This is a genomic window from Salinicola corii, from assembly GCF_008298015.1.
Lineage (GTDB): Bacteria > Pseudomonadota > Gammaproteobacteria > Pseudomonadales > Halomonadaceae > Salinicola > Salinicola corii.
In genome coordinates this window covers 1-26,429 of sequence record NZ_VTPX01000014.1, presented here as the reverse complement: position 1 = coordinate 26,429, position 26,429 = coordinate 1, and the positions used below count along the sequence as shown (strand labels likewise).

The 26,429-nt window shown below is 58.9% G+C and carries 18 protein-coding genes and 1 pseudogene; 9 read left to right on the top strand and 10 right to left on the bottom strand.

Annotated features, from left to right (window positions below; translation table 11 throughout):
* Positions 1-5 precede the first annotated feature (5 nt).
* The 6 genes from F0A16_RS18395 to F0A16_RS18370 all read left to right on the top strand — a co-directional run bounded on the left by F0A16_RS18395 (position 6) and on the right by F0A16_RS18370 (position 9,516).
* Positions 6-950, top strand: a complete 945-nt coding sequence (locus tag F0A16_RS18395) for a LysR family transcriptional regulator (RefSeq protein WP_149436945.1) — start codon at positions 6-8, stop codon at positions 948-950.
* 291 nt (positions 951-1,241) lie between these two features.
* Entirely contained in the window at positions 1,242-2,750 is a 1,509-nt protein-coding gene (gene glpD, locus F0A16_RS18390; RefSeq protein WP_149436943.1) for a glycerol-3-phosphate dehydrogenase, read from the top strand.
* 106 nt (positions 2,751-2,856) lie between these two features.
* Positions 2,857-3,585 carry an MIP/aquaporin family protein gene (locus F0A16_RS18385; protein WP_149436942.1) on the top strand — a complete coding sequence of 243 codons (729 nt, stop codon included), beginning with the start codon at positions 2,857-2,859 and terminating at the stop codon, positions 3,583-3,585.
* Positions 3,586-3,632: 47 nt separating this feature from the next.
* The gene (glpK, locus tag F0A16_RS18380; RefSeq protein WP_149436940.1) at positions 3,633-5,141 is read left to right on the top strand and encodes a glycerol kinase GlpK; all 1,509 of its coding nucleotides are present in this window, start codon (positions 3,633-3,635) and stop codon (positions 5,139-5,141) included.
* Between the two features lie 264 nt (positions 5,142-5,405).
* Positions 5,406-7,598, top strand: a complete 2,193-nt coding sequence (locus F0A16_RS18375; protein WP_149437071.1) for an OsmC domain/YcaO domain-containing protein — start codon at positions 5,406-5,408, stop codon at positions 7,596-7,598.
* A 334-nt stretch (positions 7,599-7,932) separates the two neighbouring features.
* Complete coding sequence (locus F0A16_RS18370) at positions 7,933-9,516, top strand: alkaline phosphatase D family protein (protein WP_149436938.1); 1,584 nt, start codon at positions 7,933-7,935, stop codon at positions 9,514-9,516.
* 173 nt (positions 9,517-9,689) lie between these two features.
* Here F0A16_RS18370 and F0A16_RS18365 read toward each other — a convergent pair whose 3' ends face one another.
* From F0A16_RS18365 to argH, 7 genes are all read right to left on the bottom strand, one after another.
* A complete protein-coding gene (locus F0A16_RS18365; RefSeq protein WP_149436936.1) occupies positions 9,690-11,057 on the bottom strand; it encodes an MmgE/PrpD family protein in 1,368 nt (455 codons plus the stop codon).
* Entirely contained in the window at positions 11,054-11,944 is an 891-nt protein-coding gene (locus tag F0A16_RS18360) for a polysaccharide deacetylase family protein (protein WP_149436934.1), read from the bottom strand. Before F0A16_RS18360 ends, F0A16_RS18365 begins: the two co-directional genes overlap by 4 nt.
* Positions 11,934-12,803 carry a polysaccharide deacetylase family protein gene (locus F0A16_RS18355; protein ID WP_223119824.1) on the bottom strand — a complete coding sequence of 290 codons (870 nt, stop codon included), beginning with the start codon at positions 12,801-12,803 and terminating at the stop codon, positions 11,934-11,936. The genes F0A16_RS18360 and F0A16_RS18355 overlap by 11 nt, the downstream gene beginning before the upstream one ends.
* A 59-nt stretch (positions 12,804-12,862) precedes the next feature.
* Complete coding sequence (locus F0A16_RS18350; protein WP_149436932.1) at positions 12,863-13,687, bottom strand: ABC transporter substrate-binding protein; 825 nt, start codon at positions 13,685-13,687, stop codon at positions 12,863-12,865.
* An 80-nt stretch (positions 13,688-13,767) separates the two neighbouring features.
* Positions 13,768-14,532: an amino acid ABC transporter ATP-binding protein gene (locus F0A16_RS18345; RefSeq protein ID WP_149436930.1), complete on the bottom strand. Its 765-nt coding sequence runs from the start codon at positions 14,530-14,532 to the stop codon at positions 13,768-13,770.
* Positions 14,533-14,547: 15 nt separating this feature from the next.
* Positions 14,548-15,486: an amino acid ABC transporter permease gene (locus tag F0A16_RS18340; RefSeq protein ID WP_223119823.1), complete on the bottom strand. Its 939-nt coding sequence runs from the start codon at positions 15,484-15,486 to the stop codon at positions 14,548-14,550.
* A complete protein-coding gene (gene argH / locus F0A16_RS18335; protein ID WP_239023886.1) occupies positions 15,458-16,828 on the bottom strand; it encodes an argininosuccinate lyase in 1,371 nt (456 codons plus the stop codon). Before argH ends, F0A16_RS18340 begins: the two co-directional genes overlap by 29 nt.
* 209 nt (positions 16,829-17,037) lie before the next feature.
* Here argH and F0A16_RS18330 point away from each other — a divergent pair, with 209 nt between their 5' ends.
* A complete protein-coding gene (locus tag F0A16_RS18330) occupies positions 17,038-18,003 on the top strand; it encodes a LysR family transcriptional regulator (protein WP_149436926.1) in 966 nt (321 codons plus the stop codon).
* A gap of 38 nt (positions 18,004-18,041) precedes the next feature.
* On the opposite strand, the gene F0A16_RS18325 is transcribed toward F0A16_RS18330, so the two are convergent.
* Entirely contained in the window at positions 18,042-19,457 is a 1,416-nt protein-coding gene (locus tag F0A16_RS18325; RefSeq protein ID WP_149436925.1) for an FAD-binding oxidoreductase, read from the bottom strand.
* Between the two features lie 106 nt (positions 19,458-19,563).
* Positions 19,564-20,190, bottom strand: coding sequence for an NAD(P)H-dependent oxidoreductase (locus F0A16_RS18320; RefSeq protein WP_149436923.1), 627 nt, complete (start codon positions 20,188-20,190; stop codon positions 19,564-19,566).
* Positions 20,191-20,350: 160 nt separating this feature from the next.
* On the opposite strand from F0A16_RS18320, the gene F0A16_RS18315 reads away from it, so the two are divergent.
* The gene (locus F0A16_RS18315) at positions 20,351-21,262 is read left to right on the top strand and encodes a LysR substrate-binding domain-containing protein (RefSeq protein ID WP_149436921.1); all 912 of its coding nucleotides are present in this window, start codon (positions 20,351-20,353) and stop codon (positions 21,260-21,262) included.
* Between the two features lie 1,264 nt (positions 21,263-22,526).
* A pseudogene (locus F0A16_RS22335) lies at positions 22,527-22,715 on the top strand (IS481 family transposase); the annotation flags it as partial.
* Positions 22,716-22,919: 204 nt separating this feature from the next.
* Here F0A16_RS22335 and F0A16_RS18295 read toward each other — a convergent pair.
* Positions 22,920-26,363 carry a hypothetical protein gene (locus F0A16_RS18295; protein ID WP_149436919.1) on the bottom strand — a complete coding sequence of 1,148 codons (3,444 nt, stop codon included), beginning with the start codon at positions 26,361-26,363 and terminating at the stop codon, positions 22,920-22,922.
* Positions 26,364-26,429: the final 66 nt, after the last annotated feature.

Here is a 26,429-nt window from a genome sequence, read left to right as displayed (position 1 = left end):
TTTCAATGGCAGCCATCGGAAACCCCGATATCGCGCAATTGGCGGCGCTGGACAGCGACCTGCTGCTGGCCTTCGTCACCGTGGCCGATAGCGGTGGCTTCACCGCTGCGGCGCGCTATCTGCATAAGACCCAATCGACCATCAGCCTGCGTATCAGCACCCTCGAGTCGCGCCTCGATACGTTGCTGATCGAGCGTGGTAGCCGTCGGCTCACATTGACCGGCGATGGCGAGACCTTTCTCGTCTACGCGCGGCGTCTGCTGCAGCTGCAACGCGAAGCGATCGCAGCGCTGGGGCGTTCGCAGCCGGTGACGCTGCGCTTCGGGCTCCCCGAGGACTACGCCGATACCTGGTTGCCGGCACTGCTCGAACGCTTCGGCGCTCGGCATCCCGAGGTCCACGTGCATATTCACTGCCGCATGTCGACGGAGCTGCTGGAGCAACTGGAGAAAGGATCGCTGGATGTCGTGCTGGCGGTGCAGCACGCCGCCGACAGTGGAGGGCGGCCCGTGGCCACGGAGGAGGTGGTTTGGGCGGCGCATCGGCGTTTCACGCTAGACGCCGGGCGGCCGATCCCGCTGGCGCTGTTTCCGGAGCAGTGCATTTACCGGCGCCGGGCGCTGGCCGCACTGGCCAATATCGGTCGTGACTGGCAGCTCGACTCCACCAGTCAGAGCCCGAGTGGTTTGCGCGTCATCGTCAATCAAGGCCAGACACTGACCGTGACCGACCGCCGCTCGCTACCCGAGAACTGGCGAGCGTTGGGGGAAAGCGACGGCCTGCCGCCGCTGCCCCCCGCCGTGATCGAAGTGCACCGTTCCCCGAGCCTGATGCATCCCGCCTTCGACGATTTCGTCGCGTTGATCGACGAGATGCTGGAGGAAAGTGCAGCCACGGGGCAAGGCCGAATCACCCCGACCGCTTCGCCCTTGCCAACCAGCCGGCACTAACGACGAAGTGTGCCACTGCCTTACCCAGCAAATACCTGCCCGTCCCCGCCCCGACCGGCCCAAAATAGCCTTCATGTTCTGATTCGAATAGTGGGCATTCGCACATACCGAATAAACTTTTCACTGGCGAACATCTTCGGCAAGAGACAAAAATCATATCTATTTGATTTTTATTATATTTTATAAACCCAGGTACTAAAAAGCATAACATCTACGACTTTCTGCCTAGTTAATAATGTTCGATTTCGCGCCACAATGATCTCAATCGAACACGAATGAGCAGATCCGAACATGGCCAACGAAAATTACGATCTGATTGTCATCGGCGGCGGCATCAACGGCGCAGGCATCGCTCGTGACGCCGTGGGTCGTGGCCTTTCAGTGCTGCTCGTCGAGGCCGACGATCTTGCCAGCCATACCTCTTCGGCTTCGACCAAGCTGATCCACGGCGGCCTGCGCTATCTGGAGCAGTACGAATTCAAGCTCGTGGCCAAAGCACTCGCCGAGCGCGAGATACTGCTCAAGGCCGCGCCGCACATCATCTGGCCGATGCGTTTCATCCTGCCCCACCAGAAGCATTTGCGGCCGGCCTGGATGATCCGAATCGGTCTGTTCATGTATGACCACCTGGGTGGGGGGCAAACGCTGGCGAGTTCACACGGCGTCAAGTTCGCCGATCATGCGGCCGGCATCCCGCTCAAGCCCGAATTCACGAAGGGCTTCGCCTACTCGGATGGCTGGGTTCAGGATGCCCGTTTGGTGGTACTCAACTGCATGGATGCGGCCAGCCGCGGCGCGCGGATCATGACGCGCACTCGTGCCGAGTCTGCGGTGCGCCATGACGACGGCTGGCAGGTAATGCTCAAGACGACCGACGGCGAGGCGATCGAGGCGCATTCGCGCGGATTGGTCAACGCAGCCGGCCCTTGGGCCGTACGCTTCCTGGACGATATCGCCTTTCAGGATCACCCGTATTCTCTACGCCTGATCAAGGGCAGCCATATCGTGGTGAACAAGCTGTTCGACCACGACTACGCCTACATCTTCCAGCAGCCCGACGGTCGCATCGTGTTCGCGATTCCCTACGAACACGATTTCACGTTGATTGGCACGACCGATGTCGAGCATGAGGACGAGCCGGACAAAATCGCCATCGAGAAAGACGAGATTCGCTATCTCTGCGATGCGGCCAATCGCTATTTCGAGCAGTCGATCGGTCCCGACGATGTCGTCTGGAGCTATTCCGGCGTACGACCCCTGCTCGACGATCGCGAGGACAACGCCAGCGAAATCACCCGCGATTACCGCATCCAGCTCGATGTCTCCGGCGGCGCCCCGCTGCTCAACGTCTTCGGCGGCAAGCTGACGACCTACCGGCGCCTGGCCGAGGACGCCGTCGACAAGCTGGCCCCTGAACTGGGTAATCGTGAGCGAGCCTGGACCGGTAACGGCCACCCGCTGCCCGGCGGCGAGAACGCTACCCCCCAGGATCTGGTCGAGTCGCTACAGGCCAGCCGTTCCTTCATTTCGCCGAGCCTGGCCTATCGATGGGTCTTCAACTACGGCACTCGGGTGATGAATATCGTCGGCGATGCACGAAGCCTTGCCGACCTCGGCGAACACTTTGGCGCCGATCTTTATGCTGCCGAAGTCGATTACCTGCGCGAGCACGAATGGGCGCGGACGGTGGACGACATCCTGTGGCGACGATCCAAGCTCGGTCTTCGTCTAGACGAGAGTGAAAAACGTCGGCTCGCCGATTACCTAGCCTGCCAGGCTCCGGCAGCGGCGGGAGGGTGAACGCAACCGACCAACGTGCCGCGACTCGACGGCCAATCGAATCACCATTGTGGCGCATGCCACTCAGGCCATGCCTGCCGTAACATCACTCACAGTAAGGAAGACCATGGGAGTCATAGAAACGATACTGGTTCACGAGATTGCTGGAACGGCATTCCTGACACTACTGGGTTGCGGCGTCGTGGCCAACGTCCTGCTGAACAGGACGAACGGCAACGGCAGCGATGGCATCGTGATCTTCTTCGGTTGGGGGCTTGCCGTATTCTGCGGTGTCTACGTTGCCTACGATACCGGTGCACATCTCAACCCAGCAGTGACCCTCGGTTTACTCATCGGCCCGGCCCAAGAGTACGCCAAGGGTATTCCAATCAATGTCGTCACGACTGTCACGTACTTTGTGGCCGAGTTCATCGGCGGCTTTCTAGGGGCGGTCGTTTGCTACCTCGCCTACAAAAAGCAGTACGATGACACCGAAGATGGCGCCATCAAACTGGCTACGTTTTCCACGGCACCGACCATCCGATCCTATGGCTGGAATCTGATGAGCGAGATCATCGGCACATTCGTACTGATTTTCGTGATCATCATGTTTGGTAACACGCCATCCGGCCTCGGGCCATTGGCGGTCGCACTGCTGGTTGTCTCGATCGGGGCTTCGCTGGGTGGGCCGACAGGCTACGCCATCAATCCAGCGCGCGACCTCGGCCCCCGCATTGCCCATGCCGTACTGCCGATCAAGAACAAGGGCCCTAACGACTGGCGTTATGCCTGGGTTCCGGTGGTCGGCCCTGTCATCGGTAGCACACTGGCTGCGCTTTTGGCCTATATCTATTAACCCGTCTGACTGATCGACTTCCGCAACGAATACAAGGAGCAACCTCCATGAGCGACGAAAAGAAATACGTCCTGGCCATCGACCAAGGCACCACCAGCTCGCGCGCCATGCTGTTCGATCACGACGGCAAGATCGTCGGCGTCGCCCAACGAGAGTTCGAGCAGATTTTCCCGCGTCCGGGCTGGGTCGAGCACAATCCCCGCGACATCATGACCAGCGTGCTGACCACGCTGACCGAAGTGATCAACAACACTCAGGTAGATGTTGAAGAGATCGCCGGTATCGGCATCACCAATCAGCGTGAAACCACGGTGATCTGGGACAAGAACACAGGCCAACCGGTCTACAACGCCATCGTATGGCAGTCGCGACACTCCGCCGAAATCTGTGACGAGTTGCGTGAAGCGGGCCACGCCGACATGGTCCGCAACAAGACCGGCCTGGTGATCGACGCCTATTTTTCAGGAACCAAGATCAAGTGGATCTTCGATAACGTCGACGGTGTCAAGGAGAAGGCCGACAAAGGCGATCTGCTGTTCGGCACGATGGACTCCTGGCTGATCTGGAACCTGACCGGCGGCGCCGAACATGTCACCGACGTGACCAACGCCTCGCGCACGATGATGTTCGACATTCGTGAGCGCAGATGGGATCCGGAACTGCTCGAGTTGTTCGGCGTGCCGGAATCGATGCTGCCCGAGGTCAAATCCTCAAGCGAAGTCTATGGTCACGTGCTGCCGAAGTTCTTCTTTGGCACCCAACTGCCGATCGCCGGTATCGCCGGCGATCAGCAGGCGGCCCTCTTCGGTCAGGCCTGCTTCAAGCCCGGCATGGCCAAGAATACCTACGGCACCGGCTGTTTCACGCTCATGAACACCGGCACAGAAGCCACGATTTCGGACAACGGACTGCTGACGACCATCGCCTGGGAGATCGACGGCGAGGTCGAGTACGCCCTGGAAGGGGCCATCTTCGTCGCCGGCTCGGTGGTGCAGTGGCTGCGCGACGGGCTGCGCATGCTGGGCAAGGCCTCGGACTCCGAAGCTTATGCGGAGCGCGCCGGCAGCAACGACGGCGTCTACCTGGTGCCGGCCTTCACCGGCCTCGGGGCGCCCTACTGGAATTCGAACGTGCGCGGCGCGATGTTTGGCCTATCGCGGGGTACCAGCAAGGAACAGTTCATTCGCGCAGCCATCGAGTCCATGGCCTATCAGACGGCGGACGTCCTCAAGGCGATGCAGTCCGATTCGGGAATTGACCTGACTGAATTGCGCACCGATGGTGGCGCCATCGCCAACAACTTCCTGGCTCAGTTCCAGGCGGATATTCTCAACGTCGACGTGCTGCGTAGCGAAATCAGCGAAACGACGGCGCTGGGCGCCGCTTACCTTGCCGGTCTCGCCCTCGGGTTCTGGGAGTCGCGGGAGCAGATCGCCGAGCAATGGGCGATCGAACGCCGCTTCGAACCCCGCATGGGTAAAGATCGACGCAATGAGCTGTATGACGGTTGGAAGCGGGCCGTTCAGGCCACCATGGCCTTTCAGGTCGCCTCGTAGGCGCTTTCGCACACAGCGAGCCCGTTGAACAAGAGGCAAGGCCCGAGCCCTTCAAATCTGAGGTTCGGGCCTTGTCGTCACGCCCCTTTTTTAGTCACTCTCCTCTTTAGCCAAGCTCTCGGAACTCAATACCCCCGGGATCTCACGTTCTGAACGTCGCATTCTCAGCAAGCCCCCAAGACGCAGCGCCCCCAAACCCGGATAATGGCCGCCATTCGCCCGGCCGACGCCCGGGCCACGCCATTCAGCAACCCGGTCCGCCCCATGGAAATCAAGGTCAACTATCTCGACAACCTGCGCCAGGAAGCCAAGTTCGACGACTTCACGGTGATCACCGACCAGCCGATCCGCTACAAAGGCGATGGCTCCGCGCCGGGACCGTTCGACTATTTCCTCGCCTCCACGGTGCTCTGCGCGGCCTATTTCGTGCGGGTCTACTGCAACGCCCGCGAGATCCCCACCGAGAACATCCGGCTGTCGCAGAACAACATCGTCGACCCGGAGAACCGCTACAACCAGATCTTCCGCATCCAGATCGAGCTGCCGGCGGACATCTCCGACAAGGATCGCACCGGCATTCTGCGCTCCATCGAGCGCTGCTCGGTCAAGCGGGTGATCCAGAACAACCCCGAGTTCCAGATCGAGGCGGTGGAGAACATCGACGAGAACGCCCAGGCGCTGCTGATGGGCGGCTCGCTCGACAAGGACGGCGAAAACCAGGAGACCTGGATCGAAGGCAAGGACCTGCCGCTGGAGCGGACCATCGCCAACATGACGGGTATCCTCGAGCGTCTCGGCATGAAGATCGAGATCGCCTCCTGGCGCAACATCGTGCCCCACGTCTGGTCGCTGCACATTCGCGACGCCGCCTCGCCGATGTGCTTCACCAACGGCAAGGGCGCGACCAAGGAAGCGGCGCTCTGCTCGGCACTGGGCGAGTTCATCGAGCGCCTCTCCTGCAACTTCTTCTACAACGATCAGTTCTTCGGCACGGAGATCGCCGCCAGCGAGTTCGTCCACTACCCCAACGAGCGCTGGTTCCAGCCGGGGCCGAACGACGCGCTGCCCAGCGAGATTCTCGACGACCACTGCCGGGCGATCTTCGACCCGGAGGGCGAGCTCAGAGGCTCGCATCTGTATGACACCAACTCCGGACGCACCGACCGCGGCATCGTCTCGCTGCCGTTCCAGCGCCACTCGGACGGCGAGACGGTGTGGTTCCCGTCGAACCTGATCGAGAACCTCTATCTCAGCAACGGCATGAGCGCGGGTAACACCCTCGCCGAAGCGCAGGTGCAGTGTCTCTCCGAGATCTTCGAGCGGGCGGTGAAGCGTCAGATCATCGAGCAGGAGATCGCGCTGCCGGACGTGCCCGAGGCGGTGCTGGCGCAGTACCCGACGATTGTGGAAGGCGTGCAGGCGCTGGAGGCCCAGGGCTTCCCGGTGCTGGTCAAGGATGCCTCCCTCGGCGGGCGCTTCCCGGTCGCCTGCGTGACGCTGATGAACCCGCGCACCGGCGGCGTGTTCGCCTCCTTCGGCGCGCATCCCAGCCTGTCGGTCGCCATCGAACGCAGCCTCACCGAGCTGCTGCAGGGACGCAGCTTCGAAGGCATGAACGACCTGCCGCCACCCACTTTCAATTCCCAGGCGGTGGCCGAACCCAACAATTTCGTCGAGCACTTCATCGACTCTTCCGGCGTGGTCTCGTGGCGCTTCTTCAGCGCCACGGCGGACGTCGACTTCGTCGAGTGGGATTTCTCCGGCTCGAACGACGAGGAAGCCGCCAGCCTGTTCGCCATTCTCGAAGAGGAGGGGCTGGAGGCCTACGTCGCCATCTTTGATGATCTCGGCGCGCCGGTGTGCCGGATCCTGGTACCCGGCTACTCCGAGGTCTATCCAGTAGAGGATCTGGTGTGGGACAACACCAACATGGCGCTGGCTTTTCGCGAGGCTATCCTCGATCTGCACGCGCTGGATGACGGGCAACTGGCCGATCTGCTCGAACGGCTGGAAGAGAGCGAGCTCGACGAGCAGATGAAGATCGTCACCCTGATCGGGATCGAGTTCGACGACAACACCGTCTGGTCGGAGTTGACCATCGCCGAACTGAAGCTGCTGATCCAACTGGCGCTGGGCCGTCTCGAGGACGCGCTGGATGGCGCGCAGATGTTCCTCCAGTTCAACGACAACACCGTCGACCGCGGGCTCTTCTATCAGGCGCTGTCGGCGGTGCTCGAAATCGCGCTGGACGACGATCTCGGCCTCGACGACTACCGCCACAACCTGACCCGAATGTTCGGCGAGGCGAAGATGGCGGACGTCATCGGCGCGGTGGAGGGCTCGGTGCGTTTCCCCGGACTGACGCCGACCAGCCTGGAACTCGAAGGCATCGAGCGCCACCAGCGCCTGCTCGAAAGCTACAAGAAGCTGCATGCGGCACGCGCCCGCCATGCCTGAGCCCCCGTGCGAATCGCCCGGCTATCACCGATCGGCCGGGTGATTCACGCCACCACTCACCTCAACTTCGCCCGGATCTCAGGGATCGATGCCCTCCAGACTGCCGATGTCGAAGCCGTATCGATTCGGATTCGAACGCCGCCGGTGATGGGTGCAGAGACTGCCGTTGGCGCGAAAGCTCTGCTCCCGGTCATCGCGTCGAACCGATAGCCATCCCCCTCGTCATTGCCCCCGATTACGTCTCTTCACATATCTCTATCTTCGCTTCATTCGGCCGTCATTCAACGGTACTAGTCTGCCGGTCATCGACAACAATTCTGCGAGGAGACGAGAAATGCCGACACAGCGAAAGCCATTCACCCGACGAGATTTCCTGGTCACCAGCGCCCACGTCGGGCTTGGCGTGGCGGGAATCGGACTACTGGGCGCGCCGGCGATCGTGCTGGCCGAAGGGCGACGTCCGACGGTGAAAGGCGGCGTAATGAGCGGCGATACACTGACGGACAGCGCGATGCTGTGGGGGCGTGCCAGCATGCCGTCGCGGATGCTGGTCGAGGTCGCCGACAACCCGGAGTTCCGCGGTGCGCGCCAGCTGCCATGGGTCGATGTACTGCCCAGCACCGACCTGATCGGCAAGATCGACGCCACCGGCCTGACAGGCATGGATACCGTGCACTACCGGGTGCGCTTCGCCGCGCTGGGCGACTCGCGCGCGGTGAGCGAGCCGGTGGTCGGGCGCCTGCGCTTGCCGCCATCCACCCCGCGCGACCTGCGCTTCGTCTGGTCGGGTGACGTGGTCGGTCAGGGCTGGGGGATCGACGAGTCGCGCGGCGGCATGCGCACCTGGGAAGCGATGCGTCAGGTCCGGCCGGATTTCTTCATCCACTCCGGCGACAGCGTCTACGCCGACGGTCCGCTGGAAGCGAAGCCGGACCTCCCCGATGGCGGCGTGTGGCGCAACATCGTCACGCCGGCCAAGCAGAAGGTCGCCGAGACGCTGGACGAATATCGCGGCCAGCACGCCTACAATCATCTCGACGCCAACTTCCGCCGTTTCGCCGCCGAAGTGCCGATGCTGGCCCAGTGGGACGATCACGAAACCACCAACAACTGGTATCCGCAGGAGATCCTCGACAGCGACCGCTACCGGGAGAAGAACGTCGCGCTGCTCGCCGCCCGAGGCCGCCAGGCCTTTCTGGAATACATGCCGATCCGCCTGCCCGCCTCCGACCCGCAGCGGATCTATCGCCGCTTCTCCTACGGGCCGGGGATGGAAGTGTTCATGCTCGACATGCGCAGCTATCGCGGCCCCAACAGCGCCAACCTGCAGCGCGAGGCGTCACCGGCGACCGCCTTCCTGGGCGAGAACCAGTTCCGCTGGCTGCACCAGGCACTGAAGTCGTCCACCGCGACCTGGAAGATCATCGCCGCCGACATGCCGATCGGCATGGTGGTGCCGGATGGCGATCGGTTCGAGGCGATCGCCAACGCCGACGACGGCCAGCCGCTCGGGCGGGAACTGGAACTCGCCCGGCTGCTGCAGGCCATTCGCGACGACGATATCCGCAACGTGGTCTGGTTCACCGCCGACGTGCACTACACCGCCGCGCATCACTACGCCCCCGAGCAAGCGAGCTTCAAGGCATTCAAGCCATTCTGGGAGTTCGTCAGCGGACCGCTCCACGCCGGCACCTTCGGCCCCAGCGAGATGGACGCCACCTTCGGCCCGGAGGTGACCTTCTTCAAGGCCCCGCCGGAGGGCCAGTCGAACCTGCCGCCCTCGGCGGGCTACCAGTTCTTCGGCCAGGCCGATCTGGACGCCGAGAGCGAGACACTGACCGTCCGGCTGAAAGACAGCGACGGCAGGACGCTGCATACCCAGGTGCTGGAGCCCGAGACTCGTTCCACCAACGCCTGAGCGCAGCTGGCGGTATGCGGTAATGTCACACCAGCTTGCCCGGGTTCATGGGCCGAGCGGGTCGGGCGCGGTCTTGATCCAGGCAACTGGATGGCAAGTCACACGGTGCCCAATTGGTCCTTGAGTGGATTGGCCAGGGTCCAAACATCGATATTGATCTGCTTTCGTCTTTGCTACTTCGCGAGGGCCTGACTCCAGACGCCGGCATCTTCCAGCATCTCCATTCCCATGCTCAGTCTCATCAGCGTCTCGCAGCGTCGTGGCGACAAACTAAGTTCGGCGCCTTCGAGAAATTTTCTGAACAAGGCGTCATCGCTTAGCGGATTGAGCGGGTTACCCAGCGCTGTATCGACGCGCAGAGTACGGTGTCGGCCGTCTTGTGTAATCAACGTCACCTCCGGCTCACCATCGCGAGGGCATTGGTCATCGACGATCAATTCCACCCGCAGCATGCAATCCCGTAACGCCGTCGCTTGCCGATTTTCGAGCGTGTAGGCGGAAAGGCCCGCGGAACCCAGTGTCGCCATGGCCGCCAGCGCATAGGGCAGGCTCATCTGAGCGCTGGCCAGTGAGTCGATGTCACGCGTTCCGCACATGTCGTTCAGAAAGGGGCTGAGTCGAACCTGGATTCGCTGGATGCTTGCTTTGGCGGCTTCCGCGTCGAGTTCGGCGTCGCGAATCAGAACCGATAGCGCATCGATCGCCGCATGCGTACCGCGGCAAGAGGCGTAAGGCTTGAGTGAGCAGCGCGATAGTTTCCAGATTTGGCCCAGTCCCACCGTCAGCGCAGCAGGCTCGGCGTGTCCTGGCGCCACGGTCGACAAGAACCCACCCCAGACGTCACTGAAAAGCTGACTCGGCCCGACCACGCCAGCCCGCGCCATCAAGGCGGCGTTGACACCGCCCTGCGCGGCGTGTCCGGCGTGCAACTTCTTGCTCTCGGCGCCATCGTGACTGAACGCCCAGAGCCCGGAACTGAAGCTGCCAGACAGCGTGATGGCCGAGCGCAACGCCTCGAATTCCAGATTCATCAATTTGGCGCAGGCGGCAGCCGCGCCGAATACCCCACAAGTGCCGGTGGAGTGCCAACCATCGCCGTTGTGCCGCGAATAACCGCCGCAGGCTTCCAAAACGCGCCGTCCAACCTCATAGCCGACGATCATGGCAGTCAGCAGCTCCTGCCCGCTGACGCGACGCTCGATCAGCGGCAAACTCGCGAGTAGCGCCGGTATCACGACCGCGCCGGAGTGATCGCAGCCGCCAGTATCGTCCAGTTCCAGCGCATGCGCCGAAACGCCATTGACGAACGCCGCCATTCGCGCCGACAGACGCTGCTCCGTGCCCCATACGACAGCCTCACCGCCGGGCTCGTGAAGACCGTCAATCACCTTGTGTCCGATATCGCTGGTAGCGCCGGCCAAACCAGCCCCTAGCGTATCCAGCCAATGTCTCTTGGCCTGCGCGACAACGGACTCAGGAATGTCTTCGAAACGCAGAGCACGCGAAAAAACGATCAACGGATCGAGTTCGGGAGTCGTCATTGTGGCTCACTCCGGTAGTGCTGGAATACGCAAGCGGGATGATCCGACGGTATGTCCGGACCGTTGGTGGCCCACCAACGAGCGACTTCGTGCCCGGTAGCCACCCAACGCATTGGCTGGTCACGTAAGCCCGCCAGCAATTCTCGAAGCAACCCGGCGCGCCCCGGCGTACCGATGAGCTCGGGATGCAGGCGCATCACGGCGCACAGACCCAATCGATGGAATCCGTCGAGATCGGCTTGCCAGTTGGCCAGCGTTTCACGGTAGCCGGCGATACGTGACTGCCCGGGCGGTACCGGCGGTGACAGGTTGAAAGCCAGATAGGCATCGTCATCGAGCTCGTAGTGCAGCGGTAGCTCGATCAGACCCCCGGCCTCCGGATGCCGGTAGGGCAAATCATCGCCGCGCCAGGAGGAAGACCAGGTAAAGCCGGCTCGCACCAGCTCAAGCTCGAAGCCCGGCGCCCAGGCGCCTAACGGGAGACGGAAACCGGTCGGCGAGATGCCGGTCCGCGCCGCGAGTGCATCGCGTCCTCGCCACAACACCTGAATCTGGTCCTGCGGTGTCAGCGCCGAAAAATCCTCGTATTCGTAACCGGCACAGGCTATTTCATGGCCTGCAGTGGCGATGTCATCCACCAATGTGCCATGTGTCTCAGCCAGTCGACCGGGCAAGAGCCAGCTGGTGCGAAGCCCAGCGTCATCCAGGCGAGCGAGCAGGCGTTCGACCCCGCGCTGGCTGCCGTAGCGCCAAACCGACAAGCTTTTTTCGCGCCCGGCCATCGCCGGCACCTGAGCCAAAATGCCCAACACATCGCTGTAGTCGACCGTCAGGACAACCGCACTGCGCATGGCGCCTGGCCACACCTGATCGATATTATCCGGCATGACCGACTTCCGGATTGGAAGGCTGCATCGACGGCCGATGCCAGAATTCGGCGACCTCGTTACAGCGCGCGAACCAGACATCGCCGTGCGCCGTCATATGGGAGAGGAAAGCCTCCAGCAGAGCCATGCGCCCGGGTCGCGCCGATACCTTGGGATGAAGCAGCGTGGTCAGCGACAGTCCTTCTTCATAGCTGCCGTCGAATTCCGCGCACCAGTTGGCGAGTACTTGGGAGTAGGGTGCGGTGCGGTCGAGCCCACGCGGAAAATCCGGCGCACGCTGATAAGCCAGGCTCGCGTAGTCATCGAGCTCCCAGCGCGCGGGAATCTCGATCAGCCCTTCCGGATGACCGTCGACTTCGATGCGATAAGGCCGATCGTCACCTCGCATACTGCTGGAATAGCGCACGCCAAACTCGCCCAAGATCGCGGGCGTTCGTGCGTCCCAATCGCCAGACGGGGTACGAAAGCCAACAGGACTGACGTCCAACACATCACGAAATATTGCCTGACTGCGAGTCATGATCTCGCGTTGCTGCGTCTCGTCGAGTGCCCAGAAGGGCTCATGGCGGTGCCCGTGATAAGCGACTTCATGCCCTGCCTCGACGATGGCTCGGCACCGATGTGGCCAGTGTTCGACAATCCAGGTGGGTACGAAGAAGGTGGCCGGCAAGCGATAGGCTTCCAGCATCGTTAAAATTCTGGGAAGCGCGCAATACGGACCATAGCCGCCCAACGTGAAATAGGCGGGATTGCCCTTCAGCGAGCCGTCGAGCATGGCATCGCCGGTGGGACCATCGAGATCGAAAGCCAGCGCGACGCAGGACCGCGCACCGCCCGGCCAGGCAATGGAAGGTTGCAAGAGATTGACCTCAGGAAGGGGCAGGGCAGCGCGGGCGTCGAGGCCCCCGCGCCGATGGCTCAGGTTCCCGCGTTGATACTCACTTTTTCGACGGCGGACTCCTGCAGCCCCCACTTCTCGATGATCTGCTGATAAGTGCCATCCTCGATCATCGAATCGAGTGCCGATGCCAGTGCGTCGCGCAGCGCCTCGTTCTCGTTTGACACGGCCATGCCGGTGTACTGGCGGCTCAGTGGCTTGCCGAGAATACGATAAGTGTCCGGCTCATTGGATGAGAAATAAGGCAGGGTCTCGCTGCCCTGCACTGCAGCATCCAGACGACCTTGGCGCAACTGAGCACGCGCATCAGCCGAGCCTTCGGTGCCGACGAAGGTAATCGCCGGCTTGCCGGCAGCCTCGCAGTTGGCAGCACTCCAGGCCTTTACCTCATCGGGATACGTAGTGCGGCGGCTGCCGCCGACGTTCTTGCCGCAAAGATCCAACGGTGCCTCGATGCCATCGTTACGCAGCATGGTGTAGAACTGCGGCCCGGTTTGAAGGTAGTCGATGAAGTCCACGACTTTCTGGCGCTCCGGGGTATCGGTCATGCCCGATAGCACCAGCTCGCTGCGACCCGTCTTGAGGCCGCTGATCATCTGCTCGAAGGCGGTCTCTTCCCACCGGATTTCGATACCCAGCTTTTCGCCCAGGGCCACGCCGAGGTCATAATCGAAGCCGGTTATCTGGTTGGTTGCCGGATCCTTGAATTCCATTGGCGGATAATTGGGAACGATCGCCGCGCTGATATAGCCACGGTCAATGATGTCCTGGGGCAGCTCGTCCGCCTGTACGACTTGGCAAACGGAGGCCGCGGTCAACGCCATCAGCAGTAGGGATTTCTTCATGGGATCATCTCTTGTGGTTATCGTTGATGGATCTTGGGATTGTGAATGATGCGTTTTGTGACGCTAGGTGATGAATCACACTAATTGAGCACTGCGGAAATAAAACCGCGAGTCCGCTCATTGCGCGGGTACATCAGAATCTCTTCCGGTGCACCGGTCTCGACGATCTGCCCGGCGTCCATGAACACCACCCGATTGGCGACTTCACGTGCAAACCCCAGTTCATGGGTAACCACGATCATCGACATTCCGCTGCGGGCCAGATCACGCATGACCTGAAGCACTTCACCGACCAGCTCCGGGTCCAGCGCTGAGGTCGGCTCGTCGAACAACATCAAGCGCGGCCGCATCGCCAATGCCCGCGCAATCGCCACGCGTTGCTGTTGGCCTCCAGAGAGCTCCACTGGATAAGCATTGGCCTTATCCGACAACCCCACACGTTCAAGCAGTTCGAGGGCCTGTTCACGACACTCTTGTGGGGAGCGCTTGAGAACCTGGATCGGGCCTTCGATGATATTTTCCAGCGCGGTCATGTGCGGAAACAGATTGAAGCGCTGGAATACCATGCCAGTCGCCAGTCGCTGGCGAGCGATCTGTTTGTCATCCAGTTCATGCAGGGCACTGCCCGCGATGCGATAACCGACCAGCTCGCCGTCGACCCACAGCCCGCCGCCATCGATCTTTTCCAACTGGTTGATACAGCGCAACAACGTACTCTTTCCCGAACCCGACGGACCGACGATGCAGACGACTTCACCGTTTTCGATATCAATGTCGACATGGTCGAGGGCGACAAAATCACCGAATTTCTTGACGACAGATTTTCCCTGGACAATGAAACTCATAGATTGTCTCGCTCCTTAGTGATCGACGCGGCCAGAGCCACGGGCGAAACGTCGTTCAAGCATCCGCTGGCCAAACGACATGATGGTCACCACCACCAGATACCAGATTCCGGCCACGATCAGCAGTTCCATGACGCGGGCGTTGGCGTAGTAGATGTTCTGGGCGTTGTGGAGAATTTCAGAGTACTGAATGACGCTGGCCAGGCTGGTCATCTTGATCATGCTGATCGTCTCGTTACCGATCGGCGGCAGGATGACACGCATCGCCTGAGGCAACACGATACGGCGCAGGCTCTTGAGTCGAGTCATGCCGATCGACATGGCCGCCTCGTACTGGCCGTTATCTACCGATAGCAAACCACCACGGACGACTTCCGCCGTGTATGCGCCCTGATTGATCCCCAAGCCGAGCAGCGCGGCAACGAACGGCACCATGACATCAACCGTTCGTGCTTCGAACACGCCCGGGATGCCCAAAGTGGGAAAGACCAGCGCCAAATTGAACCACAGCAACAGCTGAAGAATGATCGGCGTGCCACGGAAGAACCAGATATATCCCTTGGCGACATAGCGCAAAACCGAATTGCTCGACATTCGCATGATCGCGAATACCACCCCGAGAACCACACCGAGAATCATTGCCAGAATCGACATCAACACGGTGTTGCCCAATCCCCACAGGATCGCCTTGGCAGTGAGAAATCGGCCAACGACGCTCCACTCGATATCGCCATTGGCAAAAGCGTGTATCAGCGCACCCAACAGTCCCAGGATGATGAGCGAAGAAAGGAGGCGTCCATAATGTCGCCGCGGTACGATTTTGTAATCGGAAAGCTCCGTCGACGAAGTTGGCGGTGTTTGAGTCGTTGTCTGCATCGTAAGGTCCTGCACGATAAAGCGGTGGACGGAAGACGAAACGCGGCGTTCAGTCGACGCGAGGCCCGCGGTAGTCACTTAGCGCGCTCTGCTGCTGCTGAATCGCCACCCGCAACCGCTCGAGCTGGCTGCCAACCTGCTCTGGCGCGGTACCGCCATATCCATCCCGCGCCTCGAGCGCGGCCTCGAGCGTCAACGAATCGAGCACACCAGCTTCCAAACGCGAATCCACGGACTGCAGCTGTGCTGCGGAGATCTCGCTGAGTTCGATACCCTCTTGCTCGCACAGACGCACCACCTGGCCGGTAATCTCATGCGCTTCACGGAAGCTGACATCACGCATCGATAGCCAGTCGGCAATCTCGGTAGCCAGCGTGAAACCCAGCGGTGCCTGGCGGCGCATTTCGTCGACGTTGACCGTCATCGTGGCGATCATGCCCGCCATTGCCGGCAGCACCAGATCCAATGTCTCGAGCGCATCCAGCACCTGATGCTTGTCTTCGCCCAGATCGCGGTTGTAAGAGAGCGGCTGGGCCTTGAGTGTCGACATCAAGCCGGTCAGATTGCCGATCAGGCGGCCGGACTTGCCCCGGGTCAGTTCGGCAATATCCGGGTTTTTCTTTTGCGGCATGATCGAGCTGCCAGTGGCATAGCCGTCATCCAGCACGACCCACTGGAACTGCCGCGACGTCCACAGACAGACTTCCTCGCCCAGGCGTGAAAGATTGACGCCGACCATGCCGGCTATGAATAGAAACTCGGCCACATGATCGCGGCTTGCCACCGCATCGATCGAATTCTCGCAGGCGCCCTCGAATCCCATGACCTTAGCGGCCCGTTGGCCATCCTTGGCCACGGCAGATCCGGCCATGGCGGCCGCGCCTAGCGGAGAGAGCGAAAAGCGCCGATCCCAGTCGATGATTCGCTGCACGTCTCGCAGCAACGACTGCGCGTGCGCCAATAGTTGATGGCCGAAAACGATCGGCTGGGCCTGCTGCAGATGCGTGAATCCCGGCACCACGGAGTGAAGGTGCACCTGCGCCTGCTGAGCCAGTGCCCCCATCAATTCGTGAATCTGTACCGCGAGCTGACGAATGCGATCCCTCAGCAGCAGTCGCATGTCGTTGGCTGCCTGGTCATTGCGCGAGCGTCCGGCACGAAGCTTTCCGCCCAGCGCGCCAAGGCGTTCGGTCAGAAGCCTTTCGAGAAACGTATGCACGTCCTCATCCGCCTCGATGGGCTCAATGCTGCCCGCGCGGAAATCCTGATCGATTTCAACCAGCGCAGCCTGGATTCTCTCAGCCTCATCGGCCGTCAAAATGCCGGCATGATGCAGCTCCACGCAGTGAGCCCGAGAGCCTGCTACGTCATAAGGAAGAAGATCAAAATAGCGGACGGGAGAGCGTGACAGACGCGACATGGCATCACTGGGGCCGGACGAAAACCGGGCGCCCCAGAGTCGATCACTAGTGTGGCTCATTGAATATTCCTGCTGTTTGTAGTTGTCTTTGGTCGGTCGCCACCGATCGATCTCGATAACAATATCTTGGCAGCGACTCCTTCACCGGGCTTACCCAAGCGACTAATAACAGCTATCTCACGAGAAGACGCCATGGGGGAATATCAAAGATGGAAAGTGAGCTTTCAAAAACGGAAAGTGCCGGCCCCCGCAATGGACCCAGAGCGGGTTTCCGCGTCGGTGCGATGGAGTTAAAACTTCTGAGAGTCTTCAAGACGGTGGTGGAATCCGGCGGCTTCTCGTCAGCGCAGCATCCGCTGGGGATCAGTCTCGCATCGATCAGCAAGCAGATTTCAGATTTGGAAGTCAGGCTGGGCATGCGTCTATGCACCCGAGGGCGCGACGGTTTTGAACTCAGTGAAGAAGGCGATATCGTCTATCGCAACACCCTTGCTCTTTTCCGCACACTCGAAGATTTCAGTGACCGGATAACTGCCTCGGACGAGATCGTGGGTGAGCTAAGTCTTGCGGTGATCGACAACACCATCAGCGACCCCGAATCTCCCGTCGTCGCAGCGTTACATCAACTCAATCTTCGCGCACCCAGGGTGCGAGTCTCACTGAGCATTTTTTCTCTCGAAGAAATTGAAAAAGGACTGCAATCTGGAAGATTTCATGGCGCTATCGTGCCAAATTACGATATAGAATCGTCGGCGAAAAGATCGGATCAATTCCAGACAGCATCGCTCTATGAAGAACATAGCGGGCTATATTGTGGCCTGAATCATCCGATATTCAATAGCGCCGACCAGCAGACTTTAGAAACCTTAAAAGCTCATAAATTCGTTACGCATAGTTACGTCAGCGGCGAACAACGTCGGCAGCTGATCAGTCAGTTCGAGAATCTCTCATCTGCCACGCAGGTCGAAGCCGTGGCCATGCTTATTCTCTCAGGTGTTTACGTCGGAGTTTTACCGCATCATTACGCTAGGCAGTATGTTGAACAGCGGCGTATGGCACCATTGCTGGCAGCCAACCCTCCTATTTCCACACCGATGGAGTTAGTGTGGAATGCGAGAGTTGGCTTTTCCCAAGCCCTCGCGTGTTTTATCGATATCATAAAGGACATCACCTAGTTCAGGTCACGCTATTGTGTCGCTTGGGTCATCGAGTCTTACACCAGCTTGCCCGGGTTCATGATGCCGAGTGGATCAAGGGCCTGCTTGATCGCTCGCATCACCGCCCAACCTTCGCCATGCTCGGCTTTCATGTACACGCGTTTGCCGGTGCCGATACCGTGCTCGCCGGTGCAGGTGCCGCCGGCGGCCAGGGCACGTTCGATCAGACGCCGGTTGAACGCCGCTAGCGTCTCGAGCTCTTGTTTGCTATTGCGATCCACCGCGACAACCAGGTGAAAATTGCCGTCGCCGACGTGGCCGAGCAGCGGCGCGATCAGGCTACTTTCGGCGACATCTGCCTGGGTCGCTTCGATGCACTCGGCTAGCTGCGAGATCGGCACGCAGATATCGGTGGCGAGAAACTCCATCCCCGGACGCAGCGCCTTGGCCGCGTAAGCGGCATCATGGCGCGCCTGCCATAGCGCCTGACGCTCCTCCTCCCTCGTCGCCCAGGCGAAATCGCTGCCGCCGAGCTCCTGGCACAGTTCCAGCATCGTTTCAGCCTGCTCCTTCACGCTGGCGTGGGTGCCGTGGAACTCCAGAAACAGCGTTGGCTTCTCGGCGTAGTCGAATCCGGAGAAACGGTTGACCGCCCGCATCGCCAGCGCATCCATCAGCTCGATCCGCGCCATGGGAATGCCGTACTGGATCGAAGCGATCACCGCGTTGACCGCACCGGCGACGTCCTCGAACGCCACCGTCGCCGACGAGATCGCCTCCGGCAGCCCGTGTAGCTTGACGTTGAGTTCGGTGATGATGCCTAGCGTACCCTCGGCACCGATCATCAGATGGGTCAGATCGTAGCCGGCGGCGGACTTGCGAGCCCGCGTCCCGGTCTTGACGATACGTCCGTCCGGCATCACCACGGTCATCGACAACACGTTGTCGCGAATCGTGCCGTAGCGCACGGTGTTGGTACCACTGGCCCGGGTCGACGCCATGCCACCCATGCTGGCATCCGCACCTGGGTCGACGGAGAAGAACAGCCCAGTCGCGCGCAGATGCGTGTTGAGCTGAGTGCGAGTCACACCGGGCTGGACGGTGGCGTCCATGTCTTCCGGCCGGACCTCGAGAATGGCGTTCATGGCGGAAAGATCGACGCTGAGTCCGCCATGTTCGGCAATGACCTGGCCTTCGATAGAGGTGCCGACGCCGTAGGGGATTACCGGCACTCGATGCGTCGCGCAGGCGCGGACCACGGTGGAGACTTCGTCGGTGGAGTGCGGGAAGCAGACCGCGTCCGGCGCGGCCGGATGGTGCCAGGACTCGTCGTGGCCGTGCTGCTCGCGAATGCCCGCCCCCGTGGTGATCCGGTCGCCGAGGATCGGCTCGAGCTCGGCGATCAGCGCCCGAAGCGCGCCAGCAGTGGGACGTGAAGACCGTTCGGCAGGATGTGCGGCGGCGGAAGACATGAGAGACACCTCGAGTAGACCAGGAATGATCGACAGTGAGCAAGCTATCGATCACCCCAGCATACCCGATTCCGCTCGCGCTGCGGCCACGGCGGTTCAGCCAGGGTCAGTTGGCGACGGCCTCCGTGACGGCGTCGGCAGTCGGCGCGTTCGCCCCGCCGAACACCCGCTCCAGGTGCTCACGATATTCTGCGGTGTGGCGCTCGACGTCCGGCATCTTCATGACGTCGTTGGCGATGAACGTCGGCAACCCTTCCAGTCCGACGAAGGCCTGTGACTTGTGGAATGCAAAATAGACACCGTCGACGCCCTTGCCGTCGAAGAAGTTGCCCGGCTCGTCGAAGGCTTCCCGCGGTGCGTTCCAGGTCAACGACAACATGTAGCGCCGGCCCTGAAGCAGGCCGCCGCTGCCGTACTGCTTGGAAGAGTCCTGCCGCGAACGGCCGTCATTGGCATAGAGCGAGCCGTGGCCGGCGGTGAAGACCTCATCGATGTAGCGCTTCACGCTCCAGGGTGTGCCCATCCACCAACCCGGCATCTGGTAGACGATGACATCCGCCCACAGATAGTTCTGCACCTCGGCGTCGATATCGTAGCCCTGCTCGATCACCGTCTCGCGGAGCTCGTGACCCAGCTCCATCAGTTGCGCGACGGCGACGGCGTGAAAGGTATTGTTGAGTTCACCGCCGGAATGGGCGAACGGCTTGCCACCGTTGATCAACAGGATCTTCATCTCGAATGGTTCTCCATCAATGTAGATTAGGCGGCACTCGGCAATGACCGAGCACGGCAGGATGGACCCCATTGTGAAGAGAAACTGCCACCGATAAACCACTCTGCCAGCAAGTCACTTTTGATTTAAAATCAACAAAACCTCGCAACGCAGCAACACGATGAAAAGCACCCTGGAAGAGCAGCAAGCCTTTGTCGCCGTGGTCGACAGCGGCTCCATCACCGCCGCCGCCGAACAGCTCGGCCTGACCGTCTCCGGCGTCAGCCGCGCACTCAACCGGCTGGAGCGGAAGCTCGAGACGACGCTGCTGAGACGAACCACGCGACGCCTGGAACTGACCGAGGAGGGGGAGACGTTCCTGGGTCACGCCCGTTCGATTCTCGCCGCCGTCGACAACGCCGAGGAGGCGATCGCCAACCGCCATGACCGGCCCCGCGGCCGCTTGCGCATCAATGCGGCACCGAGCTTCATGCAGTTCGTGATCGTGCCGATCGTCGGCGAATTCCGCGACCGCTATCCGGGCATCACCCTAGAACTCGACACCCACGACCGCTTCATCGATCTGCTGGAACAGCGCGTCGATCTCGCCATCCGTATCGGCGAACTCGAGGACTCCTCGCTGCATGCCAGGCCGCTGGGCCACAGTCCACTGCGTCTTCTGGCCAGCCCGGATTATCTCAAGCGTCACGGCGCGCCCCGCGGCGTCGGTGATCTCGCGCACCACAGCCTGCTCGGCTTTAGCCAGCTCGACCATCTCAACGACTGGCCGCTGCTCGACGCCCGCGGCGAGCCGTTTCACGTGAAACCCTCGCTCTCGGCGTCCAGCGGTCCCACGCTGCTGGCGCTTGTCATGTCCGGTGCGGGGATCGCCTGTCTCGCCGACTACATGACCCTCGCCCCACGCCGAAGCGGTGCCCTCGTCGACGTACTCCCCGAGCAAACCCGGTTCCGAACCCAGCACATCAATGTCGTCTACTATCGTCAGACCGCGCTCTCGCAACGCGCGCGGCTATTCATGGATTTTCTCGCCGAGAAATTACTGGACATTATGATCGACGCGCACCCGGTCTAATATCTCGCGCCCGTACTTGGCCACCACATGGAAACAGCCGTAAACCATCCCGGCATTAGGTTAGTGTTTCTTCACTTCCAGATCGGAGGCCGAGAAGCAGCGCTCGGGTAACCACCAGTCGATGCGCGCTCGTGTCGGGCCACAGACCGGGCAGTGCAGACGTCGAACCGGGATGTCGATTTCACTCGATGATCAGCAACGGCGGCCTCGCGACTGCGCCGCCGTTTCTCTATCCTGCCTACGCCGCAAGCCCAGCCCGTTCTGCGAAGAACCAATTTTTTAACAGCCGTATAACACGCAATACAGGTCCTGGAGACTACCGCCACCACCAATACCTGCACCACCGCCGGGAGTCACAGGGTGCGCAGGTTCAAGGGCCATCGCACTCACACTGACGCTGAAAAATAACACTGCCGTTATAGCCGCCAAGCCCGCCTTTCGGAACTTCATCGCTATTCTCCTTATTAGTAGTCAAGAACGAACTCCAGCCCTACTGACATAAAAATCAGTAGTGCCCTCATGAGTTTTTTTGAAACTCGAATCTCAAATAACCATAAAATCCAACGCACCCACAAGGGTGGGTTTCAAAATGAAACATAAAACCCCATCAAAAGCAGGAGAGCGTTATGGTGGATACCGTTTCTCTCGTAGTGGGTGCCAGCCCTCCCCTGGAATCAGGTTCTTGTCGAAATACACTGATTCCGCTAAAGAACCCATCTTCGTTGTCAGACCTGTTTCATGAATCAATAAGACGGGTGAAAGAGCTTCAGAATAGCGCAAGCCGTTTGTGCAATCCCTGCTTACCATGCTAGCTTGTATTGGTGTCGTGGTATGTTTTGCGACACTACTCTATATTACAATCGACTACATCACCCAGGAGATTGAAATGAATAAGATAAAGAAGACCCTGCTTGCGATGACACTCGGAATCGCTGCCACCAGCCTTCTGACTGTCAGTTCTTCAGCAGTTGCCTGCGATGTCATTTATTACATCATGGGCACACCGTACTGCGTAACATTTTAACAATATATTTGTGTTGCACCGTAACTCTTGTAGCCATTGGGTAGCAAAATAAGAGATGGCGGATGCAGGCGCTGAATGTGACACGGCTACTTGTAGGGTCTCGGATGATCAGATGAGCTATAGAAGTTATCCTCTACTGGCGACAAGAGGGCTTCTACTTCAGTTCATTCGGGAGCAAGGACATGGATGTCCAGTTGCATAAAACAAGCAACCACGACGCCGAGATCCGCGCCTGCCGGCATCAGCGACGTGCTGGCCACTCGGCGTTATGAGTTCAGGAGCAGACGCTGAAGCGTTACTGCTGGCTGTACAATCACCATATCTCGCAGAAGGCGCTGCATCATCAATCACCGATTGCGGCAATGAAAGAATGGCAAACCAAAAGCCAGAGTTACCAAAAGGGTAGTCAATCACACAGAACCCGACACCTATGCGACAATCAAGGGTTTCGAGGTCATGCGTGCTTTTGGCATCGGACCAAGCGCGTTGACGGAAGCCTTGGCCCTCCTCGCCCAGAATCTCGAAGATCATGCGTCTGACAATGGTGAGCCAGCGCCTGCTTCAGTTCAAGCCTGTTCGCTTTCTGCTGGGCCCTGGCTCGCCACACGGATAGAGCTGGCTGGTCAGGGGGCGTCACGGTCCCTTGCGGTTCATAATAAGACCATCAAGAGGATCATCACCTTCAAGCTCGAACACTGGATTATCCTCTGTGATTTGGCGCTCTCCGATAATCTGGAACCAGCTATCGAGGTCGGCATTGCTGATTTTGCTATCCGAACCGTCTTGCTTGTGGAATGTGTCGAGTAGATCGAAGAACTCCTCATGCTCGAGAAGGAATTTTGCCGCTTCCCTTTCAGCATCGGATCGTTCATCATCGTCTCTGATTTTCTCGAGATCCTTCCTGCTTACGATATCATCCCCACCATTCCAGTCGTTCCACCTCTCGGCAATAGTACTGATCTCTTCCTGATGCTTTTCAAAGAAGTCTTTACCGTGAACTTGCAAATCCATTTCATCAAGATGATCCTCGAAGAAATTCTCGGGGATACTATCGTTCTCCGTGATCTCTTCGAGAAATGCTTCGTAGAACTCCGGTTGAGCCTCCCACACGGGCACATCCTCGGAAAAGAACTCCTCATAAAGTGGGCTTGGCTCTTCCCGATCAAAGATAGGATCATCGTCGGTGACGGAACGTTCACCTATGAACTGCATCCAAGAGTCAATATCCTTGCCACTAATTTTGTTGTCGGCACCTCCACCTTTATTAAATGTGTCAAGCATATTGAAAAAACCCTCGTTCTCCAGCAGAAACCGTGCCGCTTTTCTCTCCATATCGCTAGCAGCAGATGATTTAGCGATAAAGTTCAAGTCATTCTTGCTGACAATATCGTCGCCAGCTGACCAGTTACCTATCAGCCAATCCTCGAGTTTGAATACCGATGGCAAGCCTTCTCTTCCATCATCCCAATTGTCAACGATATGATCTATGACATCCTTATTATCTTCGTAAAAGCTATCATCATAGTAAAGATAATCCGGTGGATCGCCGGCGCCCTCCTGGCCTTCAAAAGCAGCGGCGGAGTGAATCAGGAAGTTGAGTTTCCCTCCCCAGTCCTCCTCCAATACGCCATAATTATCGAGATCCTGAAAACCACCGAGAACTTCCTCTGCTTTTTCTCGATTTTTTTGCTGTCCGATAACCAAACCCAAAATGAGACTAACAGTCCCCACTGCCACGCCAACCACATTCAATCCAGGCACAACGCCCAGTCGTGACACCGCACCCAGTGCCCGCAAGGGTGTAAAGCGCGCCCCGGGACTGATGGTCGATCCAGCAATCTCGGCGGCACCAGCCGCCGTGAATCCAGCTCCCGATACGATACCGAGAGAAGCGTTGGCCTTGTCCATCGCATCGCCATTTTGCAGCGCGGCATCCAGGCCCATACCCGCCACGGCGACATCGAGTATGCCACCGCCGAAATTGGTCATATAGCCGATCCCCTTGAGAGCCGGCCCAAAGAGATTGACCTTGTCGGTCTCGGTCGGTGTCGAAGTGCGTTTGACGTCGTCATTGATACCATCAATGTCCTCAACCTCCGGTATTTCCGTACCCGGAGGCAGTGCACCACTCATGGCGAATTGATCACCGCGTCCCGCGGCACTGGCATTATCAAGCGTTTGGTTGAAACCATCGTATACACCGTCACCACTGCCGCTACCTTTGGAAGCCGTATCACTCAGCGGGTCAAGATCCCGGATGTCACTTGTGGTTTGATTTTGCAGTTCGTCAAAGTACTCTTGATTATACTTGAAGGAAAGGTCGTCAGCGTTAATATCGTCAATCACGTTATTGATGTACTTGATTTTTTCATCCACTCCATCAAGGAAGAACTTCCGGTCGGCATCGCTGAGATGTGAAGCGCTCTCGTAGAGATCTCTAATCTCTGAAGTACCCTTTTTCCAATCTTTAAGCAAACCATTCACACGGCTTTTATCAGACTCATCAAGCCCACCTTCTAACTCCGCTGCGGAAAGAATCTGTTTGAGTTTCTCTTGCTTCACCAAACTGTCATCATAGAGTTCGATTGCCTTTAGGGGAAACTGTCTTCTCTCGTCGGCTTCTGTAAACGCCTTTTGAGCCTCCGTGTCTTTTCCGTTCGATACGTCTTCGGACACCTCGTCCATACGCTTGTCAATGTCATCCCTCCGATCGAGCTGTTGTTGCTTCTGCTCATCGGTCAGATCAGGATCGTTTTCAATCAGCGCTCTCTCTTCGGAAATACCATCTTGTATCTTGTCGATGGCATCCTGAACCTTTTCTTTTTGTTCATCGCTTAGGTCTTCTTTTATCTCCATGAGTGCCGAGAGCTCAGACCAACCCTTGTCGATCTTCTGGCGAGCTTCCACTCTTTCGTCGGGAACGAATTTTTCTTCGGTACCGGTATTTTTCTGATAGGTATCGAAGAGTTCCTTATCCAGTCCCAGCGCTTCGATCATACCCTTTTGACCGAAGAGCGACTTGAAACCATTGCCCATATAATCAAGCGTATTCAGAGTACCCGGTGTACAGCCAATGAAAACGAGTATTCCGCGCGCAACAGCCATGCGCTCTTCGGGAGAATCGCCGAAATCATCTCCGGAACGTCGGTAGATGGCATTTGCCAACGCCACCAGCCCGCCAAGGGCAAAGGTTGCCTCTCGGTCAATGAAGGTTTTAAAACCCGATTTTAGCTCTTTCGTAATCTTATCCGAATCTTTCAGGCCTGCATCCTTCACGGCTTTGTCGACACGATCGCTGACATCACCAAAGTCCAGCTTACCGGCCTTCGTCCCTTTCAGCGCTTCCTCCTTCAAAGCATCCGTCAGAACGTCTTTGACGATCTTTATTTTATTGAACTGCTCCTTTTCCTTATCGGTCAACTTATCGAAGCCAGCCGGCTTTCCGTCATCACCAGCCTTCAGGGAATCGATCGCCTGCCAGACGCGCGTACTCGCCTGGAGGCCAAAATTGGAGTAGATAATGCCAGTCAGCATCGGTTTGACGAGATCGCTGGCAACCTGCTCTGCACGATCCTCACTCTCCGCGCTAATATCCCCGCTACCATATTCGTCGTCAATCTCGTCCATGGCGCCGCCAACGTCCATGGTCAGGCTCTTGGCGGTAATCTGGTTCTGAGCTTCCTCCGCCTTCTCTGGGTCCAGTGTTGCCAACACACTCAGGTCGTTGTGCATCCGGTCCTGGGCCTGCTGTTGCAAACCATCATCGTCCAGATCCTTTATTGCCAGAAGATACTCATCCCCTTTCTCACCAGTCATCGAAGAGTAGATTTTATCCACAAGTGCATCTTTATCTTTCAGCTTGTCGGTGGCATCCGACATCATTTTTTCTGAGAGCTCAGCAAAATCCTCATCACTGAGAAGTCCTTCCAGTTCCTCGCTCAAAGCCTGTTCATCAACGATGCCCCGAACATCATTCTCCGACATAAATTGCGTGCTTTCGGCGTAATCCGACCTATGGCGGTCTCGATAACCAAGTGCAACACCCGAACTGTTAGCTAAGGTGTTGTCATGACTCATTGCTATCACCATCTCTGCGCCGAAGAGAGAGCTGCCATCATGTTGATGCAGGCAACTCATTCCATC

What these genes read in the sequence shown, in the direction of transcription:
- F0A16_RS18395 (WP_149436945.1), top strand. Translation starts at nt 6, where the DNA reads ATGGCAGCCATCGGAAACCCCGATATCGCGCAATTGGCGGCGCTGGAC.
- glpD (WP_149436943.1), top strand. Translation starts at nt 1,242, where the DNA reads ATGGCCAACGAAAATTACGATCTGATTGTCATCGGCGGCGGCATCAAC.
- F0A16_RS18385 (WP_149436942.1), top strand. Translation starts at nt 2,857, where the DNA reads ATGGGAGTCATAGAAACGATACTGGTTCACGAGATTGCTGGAACGGCA.
- glpK (WP_149436940.1), top strand. Translation starts at nt 3,633, where the DNA reads ATGAGCGACGAAAAGAAATACGTCCTGGCCATCGACCAAGGCACCACC.
- F0A16_RS18375 (WP_149437071.1), top strand. Translation starts at nt 5,406, where the DNA reads ATGGAAATCAAGGTCAACTATCTCGACAACCTGCGCCAGGAAGCCAAG.
- F0A16_RS18370 (WP_149436938.1), top strand. Translation starts at nt 7,933, where the DNA reads ATGCCGACACAGCGAAAGCCATTCACCCGACGAGATTTCCTGGTCACC.
- F0A16_RS18365 (WP_149436936.1), bottom strand. Translation starts at nt 11,057, where the DNA reads ATGACGACTCCCGAACTCGATCCGTTGATCGTTTTTTCGCGTGCTCTG.
- F0A16_RS18360 (WP_149436934.1), bottom strand. Translation starts at nt 11,944, where the DNA reads ATGCCGGATAATATCGATCAGGTGTGGCCAGGCGCCATGCGCAGTGCG.
- F0A16_RS18350 (WP_149436932.1), bottom strand. Translation starts at nt 13,687, where the DNA reads ATGAAGAAATCCCTACTGCTGATGGCGTTGACCGCGGCCTCCGTTTGC.
- F0A16_RS18345 (WP_149436930.1), bottom strand. Translation starts at nt 14,532, where the DNA reads ATGAGTTTCATTGTCCAGGGAAAATCTGTCGTCAAGAAATTCGGTGAT.
- argH (WP_239023886.1), bottom strand. Translation starts at nt 16,828, where the DNA reads ATGTCGCGTCTGTCACGCTCTCCCGTCCGCTATTTTGATCTTCTTCCT.
- F0A16_RS18330 (WP_149436926.1), top strand. Translation starts at nt 17,038, where the DNA reads ATGGAAAGTGAGCTTTCAAAAACGGAAAGTGCCGGCCCCCGCAATGGA.
- F0A16_RS18325 (WP_149436925.1), bottom strand. Translation starts at nt 19,457, where the DNA reads ATGTCTTCCGCCGCCGCACATCCTGCCGAACGGTCTTCACGTCCCACT.
- F0A16_RS18320 (WP_149436923.1), bottom strand. Translation starts at nt 20,190, where the DNA reads ATGAAGATCCTGTTGATCAACGGTGGCAAGCCGTTCGCCCATTCCGGC.
- F0A16_RS18315 (WP_149436921.1), top strand. Translation starts at nt 20,351, where the DNA reads ATGAAAAGCACCCTGGAAGAGCAGCAAGCCTTTGTCGCCGTGGTCGAC.
- F0A16_RS18295 (WP_149436919.1), bottom strand. Translation starts at nt 26,363, where the DNA reads ATGAGTCATGACAACACCTTAGCTAACAGTTCGGGTGTTGCACTTGGT.